This is a genomic window from Grimontia sp. AD028 (assembly GCF_000973155.1).
Lineage (GTDB): Bacteria > Pseudomonadota > Gammaproteobacteria > Enterobacterales > Vibrionaceae > Enterovibrio > Enterovibrio indicus.
Window position 1 is genome coordinate 1 of sequence record NZ_LASY01000152.1, and the last position, 7,986, is coordinate 7,986.

The following is a 7,986-nucleotide window of genomic DNA, read 5'->3' on the forward strand; positions in this document are numbered from 1 at the left end:
CGAAATTTTTCGCCTTGTTCCCGAGCATTTTTCCTACGCTATTTCTGATCATCTACCTACTGTGATTGGTATAAGCTGCACGAGATAAAACAAAAGGAGCCAGTTGGCTCCTTTTCTGTTTCTAGGGTCTGTTGACCCTCCTAGCATTCAGTATCGTTAAACGTCGATTTCTGTTGGGGCGACGTTCTCAATCGGGTAAGAGCCCAGTACTTTAATGTAGCGGGTGATCTTGGTGAGCTCTTCCAATGCTTCTTTCATCACATCCGTACGCATATTACCTTCTACATCCACATAGAACATTTCTTCCCATGGGTTGCCAAGCACAGGGCGCGATTCCAGTTTGGTCATGTTGATACCGTGATTGCGCAGTACAAGCAGACACTCCACCAGGGAACCGGCAGATTGTCCGGTAGACATGATAAAGGTGGTTTTTGCTGGGATCAGCGCAGTGACTTCTACAGGCTTACGTGCGACAACGATAAAGCGGGTGTGGTTTTCCTGCTGATTGGCGATGCCGAACTTCAGTGGTTTCAGACCATAAAGTTCACCGCTTGCCGCATTACCAATCGCAGCCACATTTGGCTGGGCCATGGCTGCGACTTCTTTCATCGCCTCCGCGGTGCTGGAGCAATACTCTTGTTTAATACCACTGCCCAGAGATCGCACGAACTCACTGCATTGTTGATGCGGCTGTGGATGCGAATAAAGCACTTCGATTTGGTCAATCTGCGTGTCTACTGCGGTCAGAAGGCAGTGTTCAATCGGCTGGGTGATCTCTCCGACGATAGACAAGCGGGTGTGCTGAAGTTGATCGTAAACATCATTAATCGAACCCGAGCTGGTGTTTTCAATCGGCAGCACGCCGTAATCGGCATTGCCGGTTTCCACCATTTCCAGCACTTCTTTAAAGCTTGAACACTGGATCTCTGCGAGCTTGGTATGTTTACGTGCAAAAAAGTTGCGGGTCGCCAGATTGGAGTAGGAGCCTTTGCCACCTAGGAAAGAAACGCGGGCAAGCGGTTGTTCATTGTCTGGGTTGGCTAGGCGTTGCAGGAATGCCTGTTGGTAGAGCACAGAGTCTTCAATAATGGTGTGGAAAATTTTGGTGACGTACTGTGGGTCCAGCTCGTGGGATTTCCCATTGGCAACCAGCTTCTCAAGAAGCGCCTGCTCACGTTCAACATCACGGACTGGCTTTTGGGTTTGGATTTTGCTTTTAGCGACTTCAAGACTCAGCTTACGTCGTTCTGCCAGCAGTGACAGCAGTTCTTGATCGATACGGCTGACATTCACCCGTATTTCATCAAGTGACAATGTTGGTTTACTCATTCCTTGTTCCTACTCATTATTCAGCGCCCAAAACAAAAAAGCCTCCCTTTCTGAGGGAGGCCTTCGGGAATCTGTCGTTATCGATGCTCGCCCTTACGCCCCACCTCTTCAGAAGCGGAAAAAGAAACGAAAGAAAAACGAAGTGGTTTGCGACATCGATACTTTATCTTGTTGGTTCAATTATTGTTCAACCATATTGGGACGGCGTTGTCATGTCAAGACGAATCAGCCCCGCACTTGGCGGGGCTGACTGGTTTAATCCTCTGGATAGATTAGATAGCTTCAGATTCTTCTTCCGGTACTTCCACACCTGCATGGCTTGCGCGGCGTGCTTCGCCTTTGTGAGCTTGTTTGTTTAGCTGTTTCTCCAGTTTCTGGCCCACTTCATTGATGGCGGCATACATATCTTCATGCTCAGCGGAGGCAATCAATTTTGCACCTGGCATAGACACGCCAGCTTCTACTTTGAATTTGTTACCTGGTTCTTCACTGATGACAGCATGAGGGTTAATGAGAGCGACTTGCCATTTCTCTAGCTTTTCAAAACGAGACGTAATGCGATCGCGAATGGCAGGAGTGATGTCGATGTTTTTACCAGTAATTTCTACTCTCATAGATGTTTCCTCTTTTGCTTGCCCTTTGCTGGGCTCACTTTCAGATTACGTTTCTGGAGAGGAAATAACGTGATCTAAATCACTTTTGTGTCGCGAAATTTTATTGGTCAGGGGATTTGTGATCCTGTGTTTAACTTCGGTTTAAAAAGTCCGGAAAGTGCTTGAATCGGGCAAAAGAAGTGGTGCAAGATGAAGAGGTTAAGGTCGCTAACGAATACTGAACGTTAGGGACTTTGTTCGTGCTAAAGAAGGCTTTGGCGAAGAATGCAGCAGTTCACTATTTCGCCCGAACAAACAATCTCACACCCAAATAAACAAAAAGCAGCCATCAGGCTGCTTTTTTCTTTTCTGTTTGAAGGGCGCTATTAGGCATCCACACCATTCAGTTTCATTAACTCGCGGGTTCGTTGCGCTGGTTCTTCCAGTTTCAACGCTTCATAGGCTTTAAGCATCAACGGAAGAGATTTCTTCGCTGCATCCGTATCAGGGAAATCGCGCTGGATTTGCTGACAACGGTTGATCACAGCAACCCAAGCTTCACGGCGAACATAGAAATCAGCAGTGGCCAGTTCGTAATCTGCCAGACGGTTCTTCAGCGCGACAAGGCGTTTTGCTGCGTCAGCGGCGTAATCACTGTCCGGGTATCGATCCAGCAGGCGGCGGAAGTCCACAAACGCACGGCGCACTGGCTCAGGGTCGCGGTCTTCACGATCCATATTCAGCATATCGTGGATGAAGCTTCTGTCCTGCGCCATGTTGGTCAGGCCGCGCATGTAGAGTACCCAATCCATCTCAGGGTGACCCGGGTTCATACGCATGAAACGGTCAATAGTGGCCTCGCCCAAGGCCAGATCGTCATTCTTGTAGTAAGCGTAAATCAGATCCAGTTGAACCTGCTCAGAGTACGCACCAAACGGGTAGCGTGAGTCCAGGGCTTCAAGCTTTTGGATTGCGGTGTTCCAACTGCCTTCATTAAGGGAAACCTGCGCTTCCTGATACAGCTCAGAAGGCGGAATATCAGGGACAACTTCTTCCGTGCTTGAACATCCAGCCAGCAGGGAAATAGCAAGTAAAGAGGATAAAGTAAGGCGTTTCATTACTACAGTTGCTTCCTTGAAAGAATATTTTCAGCCTTTGCCATTACGGAGACAGCCGCAAAAAGCTACAATGGCGCGATTGTGGGCTATTCTACCCATCGACCAGATATAATACCAACTGGTAAACGTGACTGAGCCCGAGGGCTTACATCAATACCACTTGGTATTAGTCTCATTGAGAATCAAAAAGTTCGTTATGGCACAGCAGTTAGAGTTAAACAGCACAGTAAATGAGAATCAACTGGGTCAGCGTCTGGATCAGGCACTGGCAGAGTTGTTTCCGGATTATTCCCGATCACGCATCAAAGAATGGATTCTGGCCGACAAAGTAAGCGTCGATGGTGAGATCGTCAACAAACCACGTTTGAAAATGATGGGTGGTGAAGCCATCGTTGTTCAGACAGAAATCGAAGATGAACAGCGTTGGGAAGCGCAGGACATTCCACTGAACATCGTATATGAAGATGACGATATTATCGTTATTAATAAACCGCGTGATTTAGTGGTACACCCTGGTGCCGGTTGCCCTGATGGTACCGTATTGAACGGTCTGCTATTCCATTACCCGGATATCGCTGAAGTGCCGCGTGCGGGTATCGTGCACCGTCTGGATAAAGACACCACCGGCTTGATGGTGGTGGCGAAAAATATCCCGACCCAAACACGTTTGGTTCGCGCACTGCAAAAGCGTAAGAAGTTCACCCGTGAGTACGAAGCGATTGCACTGGGTAACATGACAGGCGGTGGCATGATTGAAAAGCCAATCGGCCGTCATTCTACCAAGCGCACACACATGGCTGTTCAAGAGCTGGGTAAACCAGCGATTACACATTACCGTGTGGTTGAGCACTTCCGTGCGCACACTCGTCTGCGTCTTCGTCTGGAAACCGGGCGTACGCACCAGATCCGTGTTCACATGGCATACCTGAACCACCCTCTGGTAGGTGACCAGCTTTATGGTGGTCGTCCGCGTCCGCCACGCAATGCGGGTGATGAGCTGATCCAGACACTGCGTCAGTTTGATCGTCAGGCACTTCACGCTGTCATGCTGCGTATTGAACACCCTACCACCAAAGAAATGATGGAATGGCACGCACCAATCCCAGATGACATGGTGAAACTGACTGAAGTACTGCGTGCAGACACCTTAGAGCACGGAGACGAGGACTACTGATCATGGATTGGATCACGCCAGACTGGCCCGCGCCTTCAAGGATTAAAGCTGTGAGCACCACCCGCCAAGGTGGTGTCAGCCCTGTTCCTTTTGATAGCCTGAACTTAGGCGATCACGTGGGCGATGACAGTGATTTCGTGGTGAAAAACCGCCAAACACTGGCAGAAGTGATGTCGATGCCGACATCTCCAGCCTGGCTGAATCAAGTTCATGGTACTGAAGTTGTGACTTTGCCTTTGGCCGTTGATGAGGTGCCGGATGCCGATGCCGCATTTACGGAAGCTCAAGGGCAGGTGTGTGTGGTGATGACTGCCGATTGTCTTCCTGTGCTTTTCTGTAATGAAGAGGGGACACAGGTAGGGGCGGCGCATGCTGGCTGGCGCGGTTTGGTCAACGGTGTGCTGGAACAAACACTCAGTCAGTTTGATGAACCAAGTAAAGTGATGGCATGGCTTGGCCCTGCCATCGGCTCTGACGCTTTTGAAGTGGGTAGCGAAGTGCGCGAGCAGTTTATGGCGCACGATGCAGCCGCCGAAAAAGCGTTTAAGCCACACAACGATCGTTGGTTGGCAGATATCTACCTTTTGGCAAGGCAGCGACTTCAAGCTGCAGGTGTGACCCAGGTTTATGGCGGAGAACACTGCACAGTCTCTGCTCCGGAAACCTTCTTCTCCTACCGTAGAGAAAATCGTACAGGCCGTCAGGCCAGCTGTATCTGGATCGGTACAGAACGCGATTAACCAAATCGACAAAAATTTCGCCACTCAACTTGAAATCAGCCGCAGCCGCTCCCATTTTTTCGTTAAGCAACATCAAAGCTATTATCGAAATTATTAAAGGGGGGAGGCTATGCGCCTTGACCGATTTACCAGCAAATTCCAATTAGCCATCTCTGACGCTCAGTCACTGGCTTTAGGGCGCGATCATCAGTATATCGAGCCCGTGCACTTGATGGTGTCTCTCCTCAATCAGGACAGCAGCACCATCCGTCCTCTGATGACGCTCCTGAATGTGGATCTGACCCAACTGCGCTCCAGCCTGAGTGAACTGCTCGACAAGCTGCCGAAAGTGACTGGCACTGGCGGCGATGTCCAGCTCTCGCACAGCATGGGCATGCTTTTCAATATGTGTGACAAGCTGTCCCAGAAGCGTAAAGACAAATACATCTCCTCTGAGCTTTTTATCCTGGCAGCCGTTGAAGACAAAGGCGCTTTGGGTGAATTGCTCAGAAGCCTTGGCCTGACAACCAAGAAAGTGGAAGACGCGATTGATAAAGTGCGCGGCGGTCAGGCTATCAATGATCCTAACGCGGAAGAAGCGCGCCAGGCGTTGGAAAAGTTCACCATTGACCTGACTGAAAAAGCCGAGCAGGGCAAGCTAGACCCGGTGATTGGCCGTGACGAAGAAATTCGCCGTACCGTGCAGGTTCTGCAACGCCGTACCAAGAACAACCCAGTAATCATCGGTGAACCAGGCGTGGGTAAAACCGCCATTGTTGAAGGTTTGGCACAGCGTATTGTGAATGGTGAGGTGCCTGAAGGGCTGCGTAACAAACGTGTGCTTTCTCTCGACATGGGTTCGCTCGTTGCCGGTGCGAAATATCGTGGTGAATTCGAAGAACGCCTGAAGTCAGTTCTCAATGAACTGGCGAAAGAAGAAGGTAACGTCATTCTCTTTATCGACGAAATCCACACCATGGTTGGAGCAGGTAAAGCAGAAGGTGCGATGGATGCGGGTAACATGCTTAAGCCTGCATTGGCGCGTGGCGAACTTCATTGCGTTGGTGCAACCACATTAGATGAATACCGTCAGTATGTGGAAAAAGATGCGGCACTTGAGCGTCGTTTCCAGAAAGTGCTGGTGGATGAGCCAACGGTTGAAGACACCGTCGCTATTTTGCGTGGTCTTAAAGAGCGTTACGAGCTTCACCATGCGGTAGAAATTACTGACCCGGCGATCGTTGCTGCTGCGAGTCTCTCTCATCGCTATATCTCGGATAGACAACTACCGGATAAAGCCATTGACCTGATTGATGAAGCGGCGTCGAGCATTCGTATGCAAATAGACTCAAAACCTGAACAGCTTGATCGATTAGAGCGTCGCTTAATCCAGCTCAAGATTGAGCAACAGGCATTGGCTAAAGAAAACGATGACGCAAGTAAGAAGCGTCTTGAATCCTTGCAAAGTGAAATTGACGAGAAAGAGCGTGACTATGCTGAGCTGGAAGAAGTGTGGAATGCAGAGAAAGCAGCGCTTTCCGGCACGCAACACATCAAGAGTGCGTTAGAGCAGGCACGCACGGATTTAGACATTGCACGTCGTGCAGGTGACCTTAACCGCATGTCTGAATTGCAGTATGGCCGTATTCCTGAACTGGAAAAGCAGCTCGATCTGGCTAGTCAGGCGGAAATGCAGGAAATGACTTTGCTTAAAAACCGAGTGACTGACGCTGAGATTGCAGAAGTACTATCCCGTCAAACCGGTATACCTGTCGCCAAGATGCTGGAAGGCGAGAAAGAAAAGCTACTTCAGATGGAAGATGAGCTTCATGGTCGGGTGATTGGTCAATCAGAGGCAGTCACCTCTGTGGCAAACGCTATTCGTCGTAGTCGTGCAGGCCTTGCTGATCCGAATCGCCCGATTGGCTCGTTCCTGTTCCTTGGTCCAACAGGTGTGGGTAAAACAGAACTGTGTAAATCACTGGCAGAGTTTCTCTTTGACAGCAGCGACGCCATGGTGCGTATCGACATGTCAGAGTTTATGGAGAAACATTCAGTGGCTAGGCTGGTGGGTGCACCTCCTGGCTATGTGGGATATGAAGAAGGCGGTTATCTGACAGAAGCAGTTCGCCGTCGTCCTTATTCTGTCATTCTATTGGATGAAGTAGAGAAGGCGCACCCTGATGTGTTCAACCTTCTTCTACAGGTGTTGGATGATGGCCGCCTGACAGATGGCCAGGGGCGTACCGTTGATTTTCGCAATGCTGTGGTGATCATGACCTCCAATCTGGGTTCTGATCGCATTCAGGAACATTTCGGTGAACTGGATTACAACGGCATCAAAGCCATGGTGATGGATGTGGTGGGCAAACATTTCCGCCCAGAGTTTATTAACCGAGTCGATGAGTCTGTGGTGTTCCACCCATTGGGTCAGGAGCACATCAAGTCAATCGCCGGTATCCAGCTTGCGCATTTGGCAAAACGTATGGCTGAGCGTGACCTGAAGTTGGAAGTCACCGACGAGGCGCTAACGCTTATCGCAGATGCTGGGTTTGATCCAGTATATGGGGCTCGCCCACTTAAGCGCGCCATTCAGCAAAGTGTCGAGAACCCATTGGCACAATCTATTCTTCGTGGAGAAGTGAAACCAGGCTTGCCGGTGAAACTGATTGTCGAAGACGAGCAAATAAAAGCGGTGCAATAAAGACAAGCTTAAAGAGTAAGAACATAAAGAGGCCTAATAGGCCTCTTTTCTTTTATCTATATCCAGGTGTTTCTCTCGATTCTAAAAGTTACCCACAGCATTTTGTGGGCTTTATGTGGGTAAAATGTGTGGAAATAAGCCTTTCGTGCAAAAGATACTCAAACGAAGACTTTTCTACAAAAAACTTCAAAAAAGCCCTTGCCAGAATTCGAGACCTCCCTATAATGCGCCCCATCGACACGGCAAGCGGCTCCCAACAAGGAAATGCCTACCAAGTCGAAACGCGAAAACTTCCTCATCAAAGCATTGAAAAGTGCGGTGAAGAGGTGAGTCAACAAGGTGTTTTGAG

7 protein-coding genes are annotated in these 7,986 nt (G+C 49.4%); 4 read left to right on the forward strand and 3 right to left on the reverse strand.

What is annotated here, in order from left to right:
- Positions 1 to 156: 156 nt before the first annotated feature.
- The 3 genes from pheA to bamD all read right to left on the reverse strand — a co-directional run bounded on the left by pheA (position 157) and on the right by bamD (position 3,040).
- Entirely contained in the window at positions 157 to 1,329 is a 1,173-nt protein-coding gene (gene pheA, locus RN22_RS22915) for a prephenate dehydratase (protein WP_002540054.1), read from the reverse strand.
- 272 nt (positions 1,330 to 1,601) lie between these two features.
- A complete protein-coding gene (gene hpf / locus RN22_RS22920) occupies positions 1,602 to 1,943 on the reverse strand; it encodes a ribosome hibernation-promoting factor, HPF/YfiA family (RefSeq protein WP_002540053.1) in 342 nt (113 codons plus the stop codon).
- Positions 1,944 to 2,308: 365 nt separating this feature from the next.
- Complete coding sequence (gene bamD, locus RN22_RS22925) at positions 2,309 to 3,040, reverse strand: outer membrane protein assembly factor BamD (protein ID WP_046308086.1); 732 nt, start codon at positions 3,038 to 3,040, stop codon at positions 2,309 to 2,311.
- 196 nt (positions 3,041 to 3,236) lie between these two features.
- On the opposite strand from bamD, the gene rluD reads away from it, so the two are divergent.
- From rluD to RN22_RS25500, 4 genes are all read left to right on the forward strand, one after another.
- On the forward strand, positions 3,237 to 4,214 hold the full coding sequence (gene rluD / locus RN22_RS22930) for a 23S rRNA pseudouridine(1911/1915/1917) synthase RluD (protein WP_046308088.1): 978 nt from the start codon (positions 3,237 to 3,239) through the stop codon (positions 4,212 to 4,214).
- A 2-nt stretch (positions 4,215 to 4,216) separates the two neighbouring features.
- Positions 4,217 to 4,954: a purine nucleoside phosphorylase YfiH gene (yfiH, locus tag RN22_RS22935; RefSeq protein WP_046308090.1), complete on the forward strand. Its 738-nt coding sequence runs from the start codon at positions 4,217 to 4,219 to the stop codon at positions 4,952 to 4,954.
- Positions 4,955 to 5,063: 109 nt separating this feature from the next.
- Entirely contained in the window at positions 5,064 to 7,637 is a 2,574-nt protein-coding gene (gene clpB / locus RN22_RS22940; protein WP_046308092.1) for an ATP-dependent chaperone ClpB, read from the forward strand.
- A gap of 128 nt (positions 7,638 to 7,765) precedes the next feature.
- A partial coding sequence (locus RN22_RS25500) for a hypothetical protein (protein ID WP_231590957.1) occupies positions 7,766 to 7,986 on the forward strand: 221 nt, incomplete at its 3' end.

Coding starts and splice junctions, on each gene's coding strand:
- pheA (WP_002540054.1), bottom strand. CDS start 1,329: ATGAGTAAACCAACATTGTCACTTGATGAAATACGGGTGAATGTCAGC.
- hpf (WP_002540053.1), bottom strand. CDS start 1,943: ATGAGAGTAGAAATTACTGGTAAAAACATCGACATCACTCCTGCCATT.
- bamD (WP_046308086.1), bottom strand. CDS start 3,040: ATGAAACGCCTTACTTTATCCTCTTTACTTGCTATTTCCCTGCTGGCT.
- rluD (WP_046308088.1), top strand. CDS start 3,237: ATGGCACAGCAGTTAGAGTTAAACAGCACAGTAAATGAGAATCAACTG.
- yfiH (WP_046308090.1), top strand. CDS start 4,217: ATGGATTGGATCACGCCAGACTGGCCCGCGCCTTCAAGGATTAAAGCT.
- clpB (WP_046308092.1), top strand. CDS start 5,064: ATGCGCCTTGACCGATTTACCAGCAAATTCCAATTAGCCATCTCTGAC.